The sequence below is a fragment of the Cobetia sp. PDI-12MA genome (assembly GCF_059507695.1).
This window is the reverse complement of sequence record NZ_CM183351.1, coordinates 176,925-191,462: the sequence shown is the minus strand read 5'-3', so window position 1 is coordinate 191,462 and position 14,538 is coordinate 176,925. Positions and strand designations below refer to the sequence as shown.

12 protein-coding genes and 2 tRNA genes are annotated in these 14,538 nt (G+C 62.2%); 1 reads left to right on the top strand and 13 read right to left on the bottom strand.

Annotated elements, in window-relative coordinates; all coding sequences use genetic code 11:
* The first annotated feature begins 178 nt into the window (after positions 1-178).
* Positions 179-1,360 (top strand): acetyl-CoA C-acetyltransferase, encoded by a 1,182-nt coding sequence (locus AC5WNI_RS00875; protein ID WP_175089044.1) that lies wholly within the window; start codon positions 179-181, stop codon positions 1,358-1,360.
* A 169-nt stretch (positions 1,361-1,529) separates the two neighbouring features.
* Here the strand turns inward: AC5WNI_RS00875 and pnp are convergent, their stop codons facing one another.
* From pnp to folP, 13 genes are all read right to left on the bottom strand, one after another.
* Positions 1,530-3,671 (bottom strand): polyribonucleotide nucleotidyltransferase, encoded by a 2,142-nt coding sequence (gene pnp, locus AC5WNI_RS00870; protein ID WP_175089043.1) that lies wholly within the window; start codon positions 3,669-3,671, stop codon positions 1,530-1,532.
* A 248-nt stretch (positions 3,672-3,919) separates the two neighbouring features.
* Positions 3,920-4,189 carry a 30S ribosomal protein S15 gene (gene rpsO, locus AC5WNI_RS00865; RefSeq protein ID WP_065392421.1) on the bottom strand — a complete coding sequence of 90 codons (270 nt, stop codon included), beginning with the start codon at positions 4,187-4,189 and terminating at the stop codon, positions 3,920-3,922.
* Between the two features lie 98 nt (positions 4,190-4,287).
* A complete protein-coding gene (gene truB / locus AC5WNI_RS00860; protein ID WP_175089042.1) occupies positions 4,288-5,217 on the bottom strand; it encodes a tRNA pseudouridine(55) synthase TruB in 930 nt (309 codons plus the stop codon).
* Positions 5,217-5,642 (bottom strand): 30S ribosome-binding factor RbfA, encoded by a 426-nt coding sequence (gene rbfA, locus AC5WNI_RS00855; RefSeq protein ID WP_043333400.1) that lies wholly within the window; start codon positions 5,640-5,642, stop codon positions 5,217-5,219. The genes truB and rbfA overlap by 1 nt, the downstream gene beginning before the upstream one ends.
* Positions 5,643-5,669: 27 nt before the next feature.
* Entirely contained in the window at positions 5,670-8,108 is a 2,439-nt protein-coding gene (infB, locus tag AC5WNI_RS00850; protein ID WP_175089041.1) for a translation initiation factor IF-2, read from the bottom strand.
* A 28-nt stretch (positions 8,109-8,136) separates the two neighbouring features.
* Complete coding sequence (nusA, locus tag AC5WNI_RS00845; RefSeq protein ID WP_054556444.1) at positions 8,137-9,630, bottom strand: transcription termination factor NusA; 1,494 nt, start codon at positions 9,628-9,630, stop codon at positions 8,137-8,139.
* Between the two features lie 76 nt (positions 9,631-9,706).
* Positions 9,707-10,165, bottom strand: a complete 459-nt coding sequence (gene rimP / locus AC5WNI_RS00840; RefSeq protein WP_175089040.1) for a ribosome maturation factor RimP — start codon at positions 10,163-10,165, stop codon at positions 9,707-9,709.
* Positions 10,166-10,288: 123 nt separating this feature from the next.
* Positions 10,289-10,365 (bottom strand) — tRNA-Met (locus AC5WNI_RS00835).
* A 103-nt stretch (positions 10,366-10,468) separates the two neighbouring features.
* Positions 10,469-10,555: transfer RNA gene (locus AC5WNI_RS00830), tRNA-Leu, on the bottom strand.
* Positions 10,556-10,617: 62 nt separating this feature from the next.
* Complete coding sequence (gene secG, locus AC5WNI_RS00825) at positions 10,618-11,004, bottom strand: preprotein translocase subunit SecG (RefSeq protein WP_043333391.1); 387 nt, start codon at positions 11,002-11,004, stop codon at positions 10,618-10,620.
* Positions 11,005-11,009: 5 nt separating this feature from the next.
* Complete coding sequence (gene tpiA / locus AC5WNI_RS00820) at positions 11,010-11,756, bottom strand: triose-phosphate isomerase (protein ID WP_175089039.1); 747 nt, start codon at positions 11,754-11,756, stop codon at positions 11,010-11,012.
* Positions 11,757-11,971: 215 nt separating this feature from the next.
* A complete protein-coding gene (glmM, locus tag AC5WNI_RS00815) occupies positions 11,972-13,321 on the bottom strand; it encodes a phosphoglucosamine mutase (RefSeq protein WP_043333386.1) in 1,350 nt (449 codons plus the stop codon).
* Positions 13,318-14,211 carry a dihydropteroate synthase gene (folP, locus tag AC5WNI_RS00810; protein WP_285460639.1) on the bottom strand — a complete coding sequence of 298 codons (894 nt, stop codon included), beginning with the start codon at positions 14,209-14,211 and terminating at the stop codon, positions 13,318-13,320. Before folP ends, glmM begins: the two co-directional genes overlap by 4 nt.
* Positions 14,212-14,538: the final 327 nt, after the last annotated feature.

Sequence of the window (14,538 nt, the reverse complement as noted above, 5' to 3'; positions counted from 1 at the left end):
GCGATACGTATGGCTAAAGGCTGACACTGGAGATGTCCTTTGGCGATTGCCGCACCGCACAAAACTGCCTTATGCTGGAATCTCACCTCAGCAGGACTGCGCCTCGCCCGCTTGATGGCATGGCCATAGTCGCAGCCAATTGACTCAGACAGTCTCGCAAGAGAACAGGAGCGTTCAGATGCAGGATGTGGTGATCGTAGCAGCCCGTCGTACCGCCGTAGGCGCCTTCGGTGGCAGCCTGGCTGACATTTCCGCCGCGGATCTCGGCGCACATGTCATCAAGGATATCCTCGCCAGCACGGGCGTCAGTGGCGATCAGGTCGATGAAGTGCTTCTGGGCCAGGTGCTGACAGCAGGATGCGGTCAGAACCCGGCACGTCAGGCGGTCATCAAGGCAGGCTTGCCGGAAGGCGTGCCCGCCATGACCATCAACAAGGTCTGCGGGTCTGGCCTCAAGGCGCTGCACCTGGCCACCCAGGCCATCCGTTGCGGCGATGCCGAGCTGATTCTGGCCGGCGGTCAGGAAAACATGTCCCTGTCTCCGCACGTGTTGCCCAACTCGCGTAACGGCAAGCGCATGGGCGACTGGAAGGCGATCGATTCCATGGTCCACGACGGTCTGTGGGATGCCTTCAATGACATCCACATGGGCATCACCGCCGAGAATCTGGCCGAGAAATACGAGATCAGTCGTGAAGCCCAGGACGCCTTCGCGGCCGCCTCTCAGCAGAAGGCCTGCGCAGCCATCGAAGCTGGCCGCTTCAAGGGCCAGATCGTCCCGGTCGAGATCCCGCAGCGCAAGGGCGACCCGATCGTCTTCGATACCGACGAGAACCCGCGCGCCGGCACCACGGCCGAGAAGCTCGCGGGCATGCGCCCGGCCTTCAAGAAGGACGGTACCGTTACCGCCGGCAATGCCTCGGCGCTCAACGACGGCGCTGCCGTGGTCATGCTGTGCTCCGCCGACAAGGCACGCGAGCTGGGTCTGACGCCGCTTGCAACCATCAAGGCCTACTCCAACGCGGGTGTTGATCCGAAGATCATGGGCATCGGCCCGGCGCCGGCGACTCGCCTGTGCCTCAAGAAAGCCGGCTGGAGCCTGGAAGACCTCGACCTGATCGAAGCCAACGAAGCCTTCGCCGCCCAGGCCCTGTCGGTCAACAAGGAGCTGGGCTGGGATGTCGACAAGGTCAACGTCAATGGCGGCGCCATTGCCCTCGGCCACCCGATCGGCGCCTCCGGCTGCCGTGTGCTGGTCTCGCTGGTCCACGAGATGATCGAGCGTGATGCCAAGAAAGGTCTGGCGACCCTGTGCATCGGTGGTGGTCAGGGCGTCGCGCTGGCCATCGAGCGCAGCTGATCGCTCCCATCTGTACCCCCGCCTGAACCCTCCCTGCTCGCGCAATCTTGAGCAGGGAGATATGCAAAAGCCCCCGCCAGGGCACTGGCGGGGGCTTTTTCTTGCCCGGAGAGCTCACCTCTCACGCAGAGCAGGCAAGACCGGGGCGGGGACGATCCGCGACGATCGGTCAGTCCTGGGCGACGGCCTCTTCAGCCTGAGCAGCGGCAAAGGCCGCCTTCTCTTCTTCGCTGATCTCTTTCAGCGACAGCTTGACGCGATTGCGGTTGTCGATGTCGAGCACCTTGACCACCACCTCATCGCCTTCGTTGAGGTAGTCACGTACGTCATTGACCCGCTCCTCGACGATCTGCGAGATGTGCAGCAGACCATCGGTGCCCGGCATGAAGGTGATGAAGGCACCGAAGTCGGCGATGCGCGCCACCTTGCCGGCATAGAGCTTGCCGATCTCAGCCTCGGCAATGATGCCCTCGACGTATTTGGCAGCCGCCTGAGCCTGCGCCTTGTGCTCAGCATAGATGCGCACGCTGCCATCATCGTCGAGATCGACATTGGCGCCGGTCTCTTCACAGATCTTGCGGATGGTGGAGCCGCCCTTGCCGATCACGTCACGCACCTTGTTGGGGGCGATCTTGAGGGACAGCATCGCCGGGGCATTGTCCGAGACTTCCTGGCGACTGGCGGCCAGTACCTCATTCATCTGCGCGAGGATGGTCAGACGTGCCTCGAGGGCCTGTTCCAGCGCCTGCTCAAGAATCTCCTCGTCGATCCCCTCGATCTTGATGTCCATCTGCAGCGCGGTAACGCCTTCGGCGGTCCCCGCGACCTTGAAGTCCATGTCGCCGAGGTGGTCCTCATCGCCGAGGATATCGGTCAGTATCGCGACGCCATTGTCGTCCTTGACCAATCCCATGGCGATACCCGCGACCGGTGCCTTGAGCGGCACACCGGCATCCATCAGCGCAAGAGAGGCCCCACAGACGGATGCCATCGAGCTCGAACCATTGGATTCGGTGATCTCGGAGACGACACGGATCGCGTAGGGGAAGGCCTGCAACGACGGCAGCATGGATTCGATGCCCCGACGCGCCAGACGCCCATGGCCGATCTCACGCCGCTTGGGCGCGCCGATGAAGCCCGTCTCGCCGACGCAGTAGGGCGGGAAGTTGTAGTGCAGCATGAAGCGGTCCTGCTTCTCGCCGGACAGCCCTTCGATCAGCTGTGAGTCGCGCGTGGTCCCCAGGGTGGCAGTGGCGATCGCCTGGGTCTCACCGCGGGTGAACAGCGCCGAGCCATGCGCCTTGGGCAACACGCCCACCGCCATGTCCAGCGGTCGCACGGTGCGGGTATCACGACCATCGATACGCGGCTCGCCGGCGATCACGCGCTGACGCACGATACGCTTCTCGAGCGCCGCGAAAGCCGTGGCGACAGCCTCGACACTGAAGCGCGCATCATCCTCGGCGCCCAGCAGGTCGATGGCCTGCGCCTTGAGCGCCGACAGACTGTCCTGCCGCGCCATCTTGTCACTCAGGCGATAGGCATCACCGATCTGGGTGGCGAAGCTCTGCTCCAGCGCCTCGACCAGCACGCGGTCGAGTTTCTGCGGCACCCACGCCCACTTGGGACGATTGACCTTGGCGGCGAACGTCTCGATCCCCGTGATGGCTTTCTGCATCTCGTGATGGCCATAGAGCACGGCGCCGAGCATCTCGTCTTCCAGCAGCTCCTGGGCTTCGGATTCGACCATCAACACGGCCTTCTCGGTGCCCGCCACCACCATGTCCAGCTCGGAATGCGCCAGTTCGCTGTAGCCGGGATTCAGGAAGTAGCCGCGCTGCTCGCTGAAGCCGACGCGCGCCGCACCCACGGGGCCAGCGAAGGGCACACCGGAGATGCAAAGCGCTGCTGAGGTGCCGAGCAGTGCCGCGATGTCCGGGTCGACATTGCGCTCCGCCGACATCACCGTGCAGACCACCTGCACCTCATTCATGAAGCCTTCGGGAAACAGCGGGCGCATCGGACGGTCGATCAAGCGTGAGGTCAGGGTTTCCTTCTCGGTGGGACGCCCTTCGCGCTTGAGGAAGCCGCCGGGGATACGCCCCGCCGCGTAGGCCTTCTCCTGATAATGGACCGACAACGGGAAGAAGGACTGGCCGGGTTTCGGCGACGCCTTGGCCACCACGGTGCACAACACCGAGGTATTGCCCATGGTCACCATCACGCTACCGGTCGCCTGACGCGCGATGCGGCCGGTCTCGAGGGTGATGGTGTCATTACCGTACTGGAAGCTGTGCGTTACCGGGTTCACGGCGCATGTCCTTTAATCTGATAGTCATCGATGCCAGGCGCTCATGGTAAAGCGCGCCACAGGCAATGAAAAGCGGGTTGATCCCACGCGACAAGCGGGCTGCAGCGCGGGTCGAGCCTCTGATCTGAAGCCCGGATCACCTCGGTATCAGGCACAAAAAAACCGACACCGCCCGCAGGCAGTGTCGGTTTTCCTGTGCCCACCGGGGGCCCGCCATGCACCGAAGTGCATGGCGGCAACATCGCTGATTAGCGACGCAGACCCAGACGCTGGATCAGAGCGGTGTAACGCTCGAAGTCCTTGCGCTTGAGGTAGTCAAGCAGCTTGCGGCGCTGGTTGACCATGCGGATCAGACCACGACGGGAGTGGTGATCCTGCTTGTTGGCCTTGAAGTGACCCTGCAGGCCATCAATGTTGGCGCTCAGCAGAGCAACCTGAACTTCCGGGGAACCGGTGTCGTTCTCGCCACGGCCGAATTCGGAAACGATCTCAGCCTTCTTCTCAGCGGTAAGTGCCATCTGTCTCTCCAGTAAGCAATATGCTTGATAGATTGGAAATGTCGAAGACCACGCATATTTGCAGTCTTCATGCGGCTTGCGGCGAGGCCGCAATCAGCTCACCCAGCCGCCGCCTCGACGGCAGAACTGAGCAGTCGGCGAGGAGCGATGACGCCCTCCGCCGCAATCCGGACCAGCCCGAGCAACTGCTGGTCCTGATACACACGAGCCAGGGAATCCACTTCCAGCGATCCTGTCGTCGTTTCGGCCTGCTGACCACGCAAAATCATCCGCGCCATCCCGGCAGTGATGTCGAGACGCGGGAGATGATCGAGCAGGATGTCGACAGGTAACAGAACGCCTTCACGTGCCTGCTGATCAGCCAGCGCTTCGAGGCGCTCGAAATCCAGCATGGCATCACCCGTGAACGGGCCCGTCTTGAGACGACGCAGTGCCGTGAGGTGGGCTCCACAGCCCAGCGCCTCGCCGATATCCTCGGCCAGACTGCGTATGTAGGTACCCTTGCTGACCGCCACTTCGATCTCGATGCCATCGGAGTGCCGCGCAAGAAGCGACATATTGTAGATGGTAACGCGACGAACTGCACGCTCGATTTCAACCCCCTGGCGCGCCAGCTCATAGAGCGGACGTCCCTGGTGCTTGAGCGCGGAGTACATCGGCGGCACCTGATCTATCTCGCCACGGAACCTGTCCAGCACCGCGTCCAGCTCGGCCTGCGCAATCTCGGGAATCTCCCGCTCGCGAATCACCGTACCTTCCGCATCACCGGTATCGGTGACCTGGCCAAACTTGACCCGTGCCCGATAGACCTTGTCTGCCTCAAGAAGATGCGAGGAGAACTTGGTCGCTTCCCCGAAGCAGACCGGCAACAGGCCTGTCGCCATCGGGTCGAGCGTGCCGGTATGACCGGCCTTCTGTGCCTGGTAGAGGCGACGAGCCTTCTGAAGCGCATAGTTGCTGGACATGCCCTTGGGCTTGTCCAGCAACAGTACGCCATCGATCGGCAAGCCGCGACGACGACGGCCCATCAGGCGTCCGGCGTGGTGCCCGGGGCACCGTCTTCGCTGTCGTCATCACCACGTTCTGCACTGCGCTTGCGATCGTCGGCGACCGCATCGTTGATCAGTGAGGACAGGTGATGGCCACGAACGACGCTCTCATCGTAATGGAAGCGCAGTTCCGGTACATGACGCAGCTGAATGGTGCGCGCCAGCTGGGAGCGCAGGAAACCTGCCGCGCGCTTGAGCACGGCGAGGTTCTCCTTGATGCGTTCCGGGCTGTCGTCACCCAGCAGGGTCACGTAGACATCGGAGTAGGACAGGTCGCGGCTGACCTTGGCGGCGCTGACCGTCAGCATACCAAGGCGCGGGTCCTTGACCTCGCGCTGAATCAACAGCGCGAGCTCTTGCTGGATCTGGTCCGCCACGCGGTCAGTACGGCTGTATTCACGCATCCGTGATCTCTCCTTGCAGGGGCGCTATCAGAGCGTGCGCTCGACCTGGATCTGGTCGAACACCTCGATCTTGTCGCCAACCTGCACGTCGTTGTAGTTCTTGACGCCGATACCACATTCCATGCCGTTGCGGACTTCGTTGACGTCATCCTTGAAGCGACGCAGGGATTCCAGCTCGCCTTCATAGATGACCACGTTGTCACGCAGCACGCGGATGCGCTTGGAGCGGTACATGGTGCCTTCGACGACCATGCAACCGGCGATCGCGCCGATCTTCGGTGCCTTGAAGACATCACGCACTTCGGCAACACCGACGATCTGCTCGCGGAATTCCGGTGCCAGCATGCCAGTCATGGCCAGCTTGACCTCGTCGATCAGCTGATAGATGACGCTGTAGTAGCGCAGATCCAGACCTTCACGCTCGACGATCTCACGCGCGGAGGCGTCAGCACGGACGTTGAAGCCGACCAGGATCGCTTCGGAAGCGAGTGCCAGGTTGGCATCGGTACCGGTGATGCCACCGACACCGGAAGAGACCACGGCCACCTTGACTTCTTCGGTGGAGAGTTCTTCCAGCGCGCCACGAATGGCTTCCAGAGACCCCTGCACGTCGGCCTTGAGGACGACGTTGACCTTGGCGACTTCGTCCTGGCCCATCTGGGAGAACATGTTCTCCAGCTTGGCCTTCTGCTGACGTGCCAGGCGCACTTCGCGGTACTTGCCCTGACGGAAGTTGGCGACTTCACGTGCCTTCTTCTCGTCCGGTACCACGGTGAACTCTTCACCGGCGTCCGGCGTGCCACCCAGCCCCTGGATCTCGACCGGCATGGCCGGGCCCGCGGAATCGACCTGCTTGCCGAGTTCGTTGATCAGCGCACGCACACGGCCGTAATGCAGGCCGGCGAGGACGATATCGCCCTTCTTCAGCGTACCGTTCTGGACCAGCACGGTCGCGACCGGACCACGGCCCTTGTCGAGACGGGACTCGACCACGACGCCCTTGCCCGGCGCGGACGGCACGGCCTGAAGTTCGAGAACCTCAGAAACCAGCAGGACACCTTCGAGCAGCGCGTCGATGTTCTCGCCGGTCTTGGCGGAAACGTGGACGAACTGGGTATCACCCCCCCATTCCTCGGAGATGACACCGTGCTGGGACAGCTCATTCTTGACGCGGTCCGGATCAGCACCCGGCTTGTCGATCTTGTTCACCGCCACGACCATCGGGACACCCGCGGCCTTGGAGTGCTCGACAGCCTCGATGGTCTGCGGCATCACGCCGTCATCGGCAGCCACCACCAGGATGACGACGTCGGTCGCCTTGGCACCACGAGCACGCATGGCGGTGAACGCCGCGTGGCCCGGGGTATCCAGGAAGGTGATGTCACCGTTGTCGTGCTCGACGTGGTAGGCACCGATGTGCTGGGTGATACCACCCGCTTCACCTGTGGCGACCTTGGTGCGACGGATGTAATCCAGCAGCGAGGTCTTGCCGTGGTCGACGTGACCCATGACGGTGACAACCGGCGCGCGGGTGATCTGCTCACCTTCGTAGGAGATGCCTTCGAGAACGGCTGTCTCGAGTGCGTCATCCTTGATCAGCTTGGGCGTGTGACCCATTTCCTCGACCACGATGGTCGCGGTTTCCTGATCGATCGTCTGGTTGATGGTGACCGCAGCGCCCATGTTGAACATGGTCTTGATCACTTCAGACGCCTTGACGGCCATCTTGTCGGCGAGGTCTGCCACTGAGATGGACTCAGGGATGGAGACTTCACGGACGAAGGTCTGGACCGGCTTCGGCGGCTGACGGTTGGCATCACGGCCACCACGACGACCACCGCGACGCTCGGCGCGCTTGACCTTCTTGGCCCCGCCACGCTTGCGTTCACTACGGTCTTCACGGGCTTCGCGACGATCACGTGATTCATCACGCGGCGCAGCCTTGGCGCGACGCGGTGCATCACCACGCGGCTCCTTCGGCGGCGCATTGACTTCCGGCGCAGCGTCGGCGGCCGGCGCAGCAGCCGGTGCACTCTGACGAGGACGCTCTTCGCGACGGTTGTCATTGCCACGACGCTCTTCGCGCTGCGGTGCCGCAGCCGGCTTGTCCGCAACGGCAGCTGCCGGTGCAGCAGCCGCCGGCGCTTCTGCAGCCTGCTCTTCGCCCTCTTTGACGTAGGTACGCTTCTTGCGCACCTGCACCTCGATGGACTTGCCGCGACCACCACCTGTGTTGATGCGAGACTTGGTCTTGCGGGTCAGGGTAATGCGATTCTTGGGCGCTGCCGGAGCCGCGCCACCACCGTGGCTCTTGGTGAGGTGATCAAGCAGCTTCTGCTTGTCGACCTCAGAGACGGCGTCGTTCTCTGACTTGTGCTTCAGACCCGCTTCATGCATCTGTTCCAGTAGGCGGGCTGACTCGCGGCCCACCTTCTTGGCGAATTCTTTGACTGTCATTTCTGACATGTACGACCCTCCTGAGCCCGTGACCTAGTTACTGTTCGCTTGCGAACCAGGGCGCGCGGGCGGTCATGATCAACGCCGCTGCTCGCTCTTCGTCGACGCCTTCGATGTCTTTCAGATCATCGATGGCCTGCTCAGCAAGGTCTTCCATGGTGACGATACCCTTGCTGGCCAGGATGTATGCCAGATGACTCTCCATGCCTTCCATGTTGAGCAGGTCTTCGGCCGGCTGTGCGCCGTCCAGTTGCTCTTCAGTGGCGATGGCGAGATTCAGCAGTTCATCCTTGGCCCGAGCGCGCAGCTCCTCGACCAGATCCTGGTCAAAGCCCTCGACCTCGAGCATTTCCTCGAGCGGGACATAGGCGATTTCCTCGAGTGAGGTGAAGCCCTCGTCCACCAGGACACGGGCTAGATCCTCTTCAATCTCGAGATGAGTGATGAAATATTCGACAAAACTGTCGATTTCCTGCTCGCGCTTGCCCTCGGCTTCCGCCTCGGTCATGACGTTGAGCTGCCAACCGGTCAGCTCACTGGCCAGACGAACGTTCTGACCGCTGCGACCGATGGCCTGGGCCAGGTTGTCCGCAGCGACAGCGACATCCATGGAATGGGTGTCTTCGTCGACCAGAATGGAACCGACATCTGCCGGCGCCATGGCGTTGATGACGAGCTGGGCAGGATTGTCATCCCACAGGATGATATCCACGCGTTCGTTACGCAGTTCATTGGACACGGCCTGCACGCGTGAACCACGCATGCCGACACAGGCACCGATCGGATCGATGCGCTTGTCGTTGCTCTTGACCGCGATCTTGGCGCGCGAACCCGGGTCACGGGCAGCCCCCTTGATCTCGATCAGCTGCTCGGCGATTTCCGGGACTTCGATCTTGAACAGCTCGATGATCAGCTCAGGACGCGTACGCGACAGGATCAGCTGAGAACCACGAGCATCCGCGTCGACTTTCCACAGCAGGGCACGAACCCGCTCGTTCAAGCGGTAGCGCTCGCCGTGAATCATCTCACCGCGCGGCAGGAAGCCTTCGGCGTTGTCGCCCAGATCGATGATGAGGCCATCACGTGTCGTCTTCTTGACGATACCCGCGACCAGCTCACCTTCACGCTCGGCGTAAAGACGCACCACTTCCGCACGCTCGGCCTCGCGCACCTTCTGCACGATGACCTGCTTGGCGGTCTGTGCCGCGATGCGACCGAACGCTTCGGATTCGATCTGCTTCTCGACCACGGCACCCAGCGCCAGCGGCTCTTCGCGCTGTTCGGCGATGCTGGCCTTGATCTCGTAGTCCGGCGTCTCGAACTCGTCGTCTTCGACGACGGTCCAGCGACGGTAGGTCGCGTAATCACCGGTGACACGATCGATCTTGACGCGGATATCCGCCTCTTCCTGATCGAAACGCTTGCGTGACGCCGAAGCCAATGCCGCTTCGACGGCTTCGAAAATCACATCCCGCGGCACGCCTTTCTCGTTGGAGATGGCGTCAACGACCAGCAGAATCTCTTTGCTCATGACTTTGCCTCGCCAGAAACCTGTCCTTGCGCATCGACCCGGGCTCGCAACGCGAGCGGTGTGCCGACAACGTCAGTTATTTGAACTGCGGCACAATGCGTGCCTGGTCGATGCTTTCAATGGGAAAGCAGTATTCTTCTTCATCGACCCGGATCACGACATCACCGTCTTCGGTGCCAGTCACCAGCCCCTGGAACTTGCGCTGGCCATCGAAGGCCTGGCGAAGTCGCAGTGCCACCACGTGACCGATGTAGCGCTCGTACTGGTCAAGCGTGAACAACGGACGATCCATGCCTGGAGACGAGACTTCAAGCTGGAACTGACCGGTAATGGGGTCCTCGACATCCAGTACGGCACCTACCTGACGACTGACGCTTGCGCAGTTGTCCACGGTAATGCCATCGGGATGGTCGATATAGATCACCAGACGGGACTGCTTGCCTTGGGAGAGATAGTCGATACCCCAGAGCTCGAAGCCCAGAGCAGAGACGACTGGATCGATAAGCGCGTTAAGCGCAGCGTCCTTGGTTGACACAGACGAGGCTCCTACAGCAGTTGCATCAGGCACCTGACCGGGAGTAGAGAAGAGAGCTAGGTGGCTGATTGGCACTGGTGCTAACAAAAAGCCCCTTCATAGGAAGGGGCCTTTCAAGAAACTTGGTAGCGGGGACCGGATTTGAACCGATGACCTTCGGGTTATGAGCCCGACGAGCTACCAGACTGCTCCACCCCGCAACAATAGTCGGACGATGGTAATGTCACCGAAAAAGGAGGTCAAGGAATGACGTCTTTCCAAGGTGGCAGAGTTGCGTCCAGACTGCCAATCGATCTAACAAGATGGTGCCGAAGGGGGGACTTGAACCCCCACGACCGTAAGGTCACTACCCCCTCAAGATAGCGTGTCTACCAATTCCACCACTTCGGCACGGGGGCGGGTATCGCCTGAGACGTTACCCGGAAGAATTCAAAGTCAACGCCTTGAATTCCTTAGAGTGCTGGCTGGTCTGCGTTGCCGCTTTCCTCAAGCACTGGCGACGTATTCTCCACACTTTCCTCGGAGTCGTCAAGTGATGGCAGTGAATTTTTCTGCTGCTCGATCACGCTGGCATTCGGAATGCCCGCTTCGACTGACGGCTGGTTGGCATTGGATGCGAACCAGGCCAGTGTCAGAGAGGTCGCGAAGAAGCCCGCGGCCAGAACACCCGTGAAGCGCGCGAGGAAGTTGCCGCTACCGCTGGACCCGAAAACGGTCTGGGAAGCACCACCGCCACCAAAGGCAGCGCCAGCTTCGGCACCCTTGCCCTGCTGGAGAAGGACGAGCACGATCAGCGCGACCGCGAGTACCACATGGACCATCAGAACGGCTACTTGCATGAGATTCAACCTGCAGACTGGCAAATGGCTAGGAATTCGTCGATCTGGAGCGAGGCACCGCCCACGAGACCGCCGTCGATATCCGGCTGCGCAAGCAGCTCGGCGGCATTGGCAGCTTTCATGCTACCGCCGTACAACAATTGCATTGCCTCGGCGAGCGAGGAAGACCACTCGGCCAGGCGCGCGCGAATGGCCGCATGGACCTCCTGCGCCTGCTGGGGCGAGGCGGTGCGCCCGGTACCGATGGCCCAGACGGGCTCATAGGCGACGACCAGACGCGTGCGCTCATCGGCGGAGAGCGCGGAGAACACCGCCTCCAGCTGTCCCAGCACGACACGCTCCGTGTCACCGGCTTCACGCTCCTCGAGCGTCTCACCGACGCACAGCACCGGTGTGAGGCCAGCGGCAAGCGCCGCCTCGACACGCGCCAGCACCGCCGCATCGTCTTCAGCATACAGGCTTCGACGCTCCGAGTGCCCGACCAGCACCATCGCGGCACCGACATCCTTGAGCATCTGACCCGCCACTTCGCCGGTAAAGGCACCCTCGCTCGCCGGGTTCAGCGTCTGCCCCGCCAGCGCCACGCTCACAGGCATGCTCGCGCGAGCGGCGCTCAGATAAGGGAAAGGCACTGCCAGCGCCACCTGAATGCCCTGCGGCAGCTCAGCCGCCTGCAGGCCCCGGGCAAACTCATCGACCAAGGCAAGATCACCATTCATCTTCCAGTTTCCGGCAATCAGCGGTGTACGCATGTGCTTCTCCCTTGTGAGCAGTGCGAGGATGGTAATGGAGCCGCCCTTGACTGACAACCTTCGCGACCCCTGTCAAGCCCCGTGATCCGGCACGATCAGGCTCGGGGCAACTGCCAGAAACGACAACAGGCGCACTCGGCGCCTGTTGTCGTCCTGCGCAACCCGACCGCTCGGCGACGTGAACCGTCACCCCGGCGAGCTGCCTTGTCAGCGCATCACGCCGACATGCTGGATTCGACCGTCGCGGCGATCTGGCCCGCCAGCGCATCGACATCGAAGTGCGGACGGCCTTCGACCATGACGCGAATCAGCGGTTCCGTACCGCTGGGACGCAGCAGCACGCGCCCTTCATTGCCCAGCGTCTGCTCCACTTCGACCACCGCGGCCTGCACGGCGTCCGCCGCCATCAGCGCCTTGTTGTCGCAGCCCGGCGCCAGACGCACATTGATCAGCGCCTGCGGAGCCTTTTCGAAGCCGACCAGCAATTCACTGAGCGAGCACTCTTCACGCGCCATGATCGCCAGCACCTGCAGCGCCGAGACGATGCCATCACCGGTGCTCTGGATATGGCTGCAGACGATGTGACCGGAGGATTCGCCGCCCAGCTGCCAGCCGTTGGCTTCCAGACGCTCGATGACGTAGCGATCACCGACCTTGGCACGCTCGAAGGGGATTCCCAGACCTTCCAGCGCCGCCGCCAGACCGAAGTTGGACATCAGGGTGCCGACGACACCGCCGCCCAGCACACCGCGCTCGTGACGGTCACGCGCGATCATGTAGAGGATGTCGTCACCATCGATGACACGGCCATCGGCATCGACCAAGATCAGGCGGTCACCATCCCCATCGAAGGCCACGCCCAGATCGGCGCCCTGCTCGATGACAGCTGCGCGCAGCGCCTGCGGGTGCGTGGAGCCGACGCCCTGATTGATGTTGAGGCCATCCGGCTCACCGCCGATGACGCTGACCTTGGCACCCAGCTCACGGAAGACGTTTGGCGCGATGTGATAGGTCGCACCATGCGCGCAATCCAGCACCACCTTCATGCCGTGCAGACCCAGACGGCCCGGCAGCGTGGACTTGCAGAATTCGATATAGCGGCCGGCCGCATCCTGGATGCGTGACGCCTTGCCCAAGCTATCCGGGCCGACGATCACGATATCGCGGTCCAGCTCGGCTTCGATCTCGGCTTCCAGCGCATCATCCAACTTGGTGCCGGCTGCGGAGAAGAACTTGATGCCGTTGTCCGGATAGGCGTTGTGGGAGGCCGAGATGACGATACCGGCATCGGCGCGGAAGGTGCGCGTCAGATAGGCGATCCCCGGTGTCGGCATCGGGCCGAGCAGGGAAACATCGACACCTGCTGCCGAAAGGCCGGACTCGAGCGCGGATTCGAACATGTAGCCCGAAATGCGCGTGTCCTTGCCGATCAATACCTTGCCGCGGCCGTGACGGGCGAATACGCGCCCTGCCGCCCAGCCCAGCTTGAGCATGAAGTCTGGCGTGATGGGGAATTCCCCAACCGTGCCGCGAATACCATCCGTACCAAAATAACGTCGACTCATCGTATCGTGCCTTCCTGTAGCACGGCCCATGCCATATCGACAGCGTCGACAGTCGGGGCCACGTCGTGAACGCGAAACAGCCTGGCCCCGTCACGAACGGCCAATGCCGTCAGCGAGAGGTTACCAGCCAAGCGATCCTCTACCGCGCGCCCGAGGGCATTGCCGATCATGCTCTTGCGTGAGGTGCCGATCAGCAGCGGGAGGTTGAATTCGTGCAACTGCGCCATGCGGTGATACAGGCGCAGATTGTCTTGCAGTGACTTGCCGAAGCCGAAACCGGGGTCCAGCAACAGTCGCTCACGCGCGATGCCTGCCGCCTCACAGGCCGCGATGCGCGCCGCCAGAAACGTCCGGACTTCCTGCTCGATGGACTGAGCATAATGCGTATCCTGCTGCATGGTGTCCGGCTCGCCGCGCATGTGCATCAGACAGACGGGCAGCCCGCTGTCAGCGGCAGCCTCGAGCGCGCCGTCTCGATTCAGCGCACGCACGTCATTGATCATGCCGGCCCCCAGCTGTGCGGTCTCGCGCATGACTTGCGGGTTGCTGGTATCGATGCTCACCAACGCGCCCAGCTCGCTCACCAGCCGCTCCACCACCGGGCAGACCCGCTCAAGCTCTTCTTCGGTACTGACCGGCGTCGCCCCGGGGCGTGTCGACTCACCGCCGACATCGATCATCGCGGCACCATCAGCCAGCATCTGCTCGGCATTGCGCAGCGCGGCGTCCAGTGTCGCGCTGCGACCGCCATCCGAGAAGGAGTCCGGGGTCACGTTGAGAATCCCCATCACCCGCGGACGCGAAAGATCGAGAAGGTGTCCACCACACTCCAGCGACATCAGATGGCCCACTCGAGGCTCTAGAGGCGTACTCAAGGCAGAATTCGTCATGGCATTCCATGCAGGCGAGAGGGGCACGAAGGTGTCTTCGCAGCCCGGTCAGAAATGATTGCGCACCACTTTAAAGAGCCAGCCCATGGCGCGCAAGGCGTGGAATGGCCGCCACACGGGGCGTCAGCAGATGGCAACGCCATTGGCTCAGACCTTTCACCCCACGCTCATCATGGCGCTGACAATGCCCGTGCAGAGACATGAGTCGACGCCGCCACGCCACGGCGTAGGCAACTCATCAGCAGCACCTTAACTTCACCAGCGTCATTGCTGCAGCGGCACAGGCCACCACTGCTGCAGACAAGAAAACGCCCGACTGGCAAGCCA

What these genes read in the sequence shown, in the direction of transcription:
- rbfA (WP_043333400.1), bottom strand. Translation starts at nt 5,642, where the DNA reads ATGCGTGAATACAGCCGTACTGACCGCGTGGCGGACCAGATCCAGCAA.
- folP (WP_285460639.1), bottom strand. Translation starts at nt 14,211, where the DNA reads ATGACGAATTCTGCCTTGAGTACGCCTCTAGAGCCTCGAGTGGGCCAT.
- truB (WP_175089042.1), bottom strand. Translation starts at nt 5,217, where the DNA reads ATGGGCCGTCGTCGTCGCGGCTTGCCGATCGATGGCGTACTGTTGCTG.
- tpiA (WP_175089039.1), bottom strand. Translation starts at nt 11,756, where the DNA reads ATGCGTACACCGCTGATTGCCGGAAACTGGAAGATGAATGGTGATCTT.
- nusA (WP_054556444.1), bottom strand. Translation starts at nt 9,630, where the DNA reads ATGAGCAAAGAGATTCTGCTGGTCGTTGACGCCATCTCCAACGAGAAA.
- infB (WP_175089041.1), bottom strand. Translation starts at nt 8,108, where the DNA reads ATGTCAGAAATGACAGTCAAAGAATTCGCCAAGAAGGTGGGCCGCGAG.
- secG (WP_043333391.1), bottom strand. Translation starts at nt 11,004, where the DNA reads ATGCAAGTAGCCGTTCTGATGGTCCATGTGGTACTCGCGGTCGCGCTG.
- rpsO (WP_065392421.1), bottom strand. Translation starts at nt 4,189, where the DNA reads ATGGCACTTACCGCTGAGAAGAAGGCTGAGATCGTTTCCGAATTCGGC.
- glmM (WP_043333386.1), bottom strand. Translation starts at nt 13,321, where the DNA reads ATGAGTCGACGTTATTTTGGTACGGATGGTATTCGCGGCACGGTTGGG.
- AC5WNI_RS00875 (WP_175089044.1), top strand. Translation starts at nt 179, where the DNA reads ATGCAGGATGTGGTGATCGTAGCAGCCCGTCGTACCGCCGTAGGCGCC.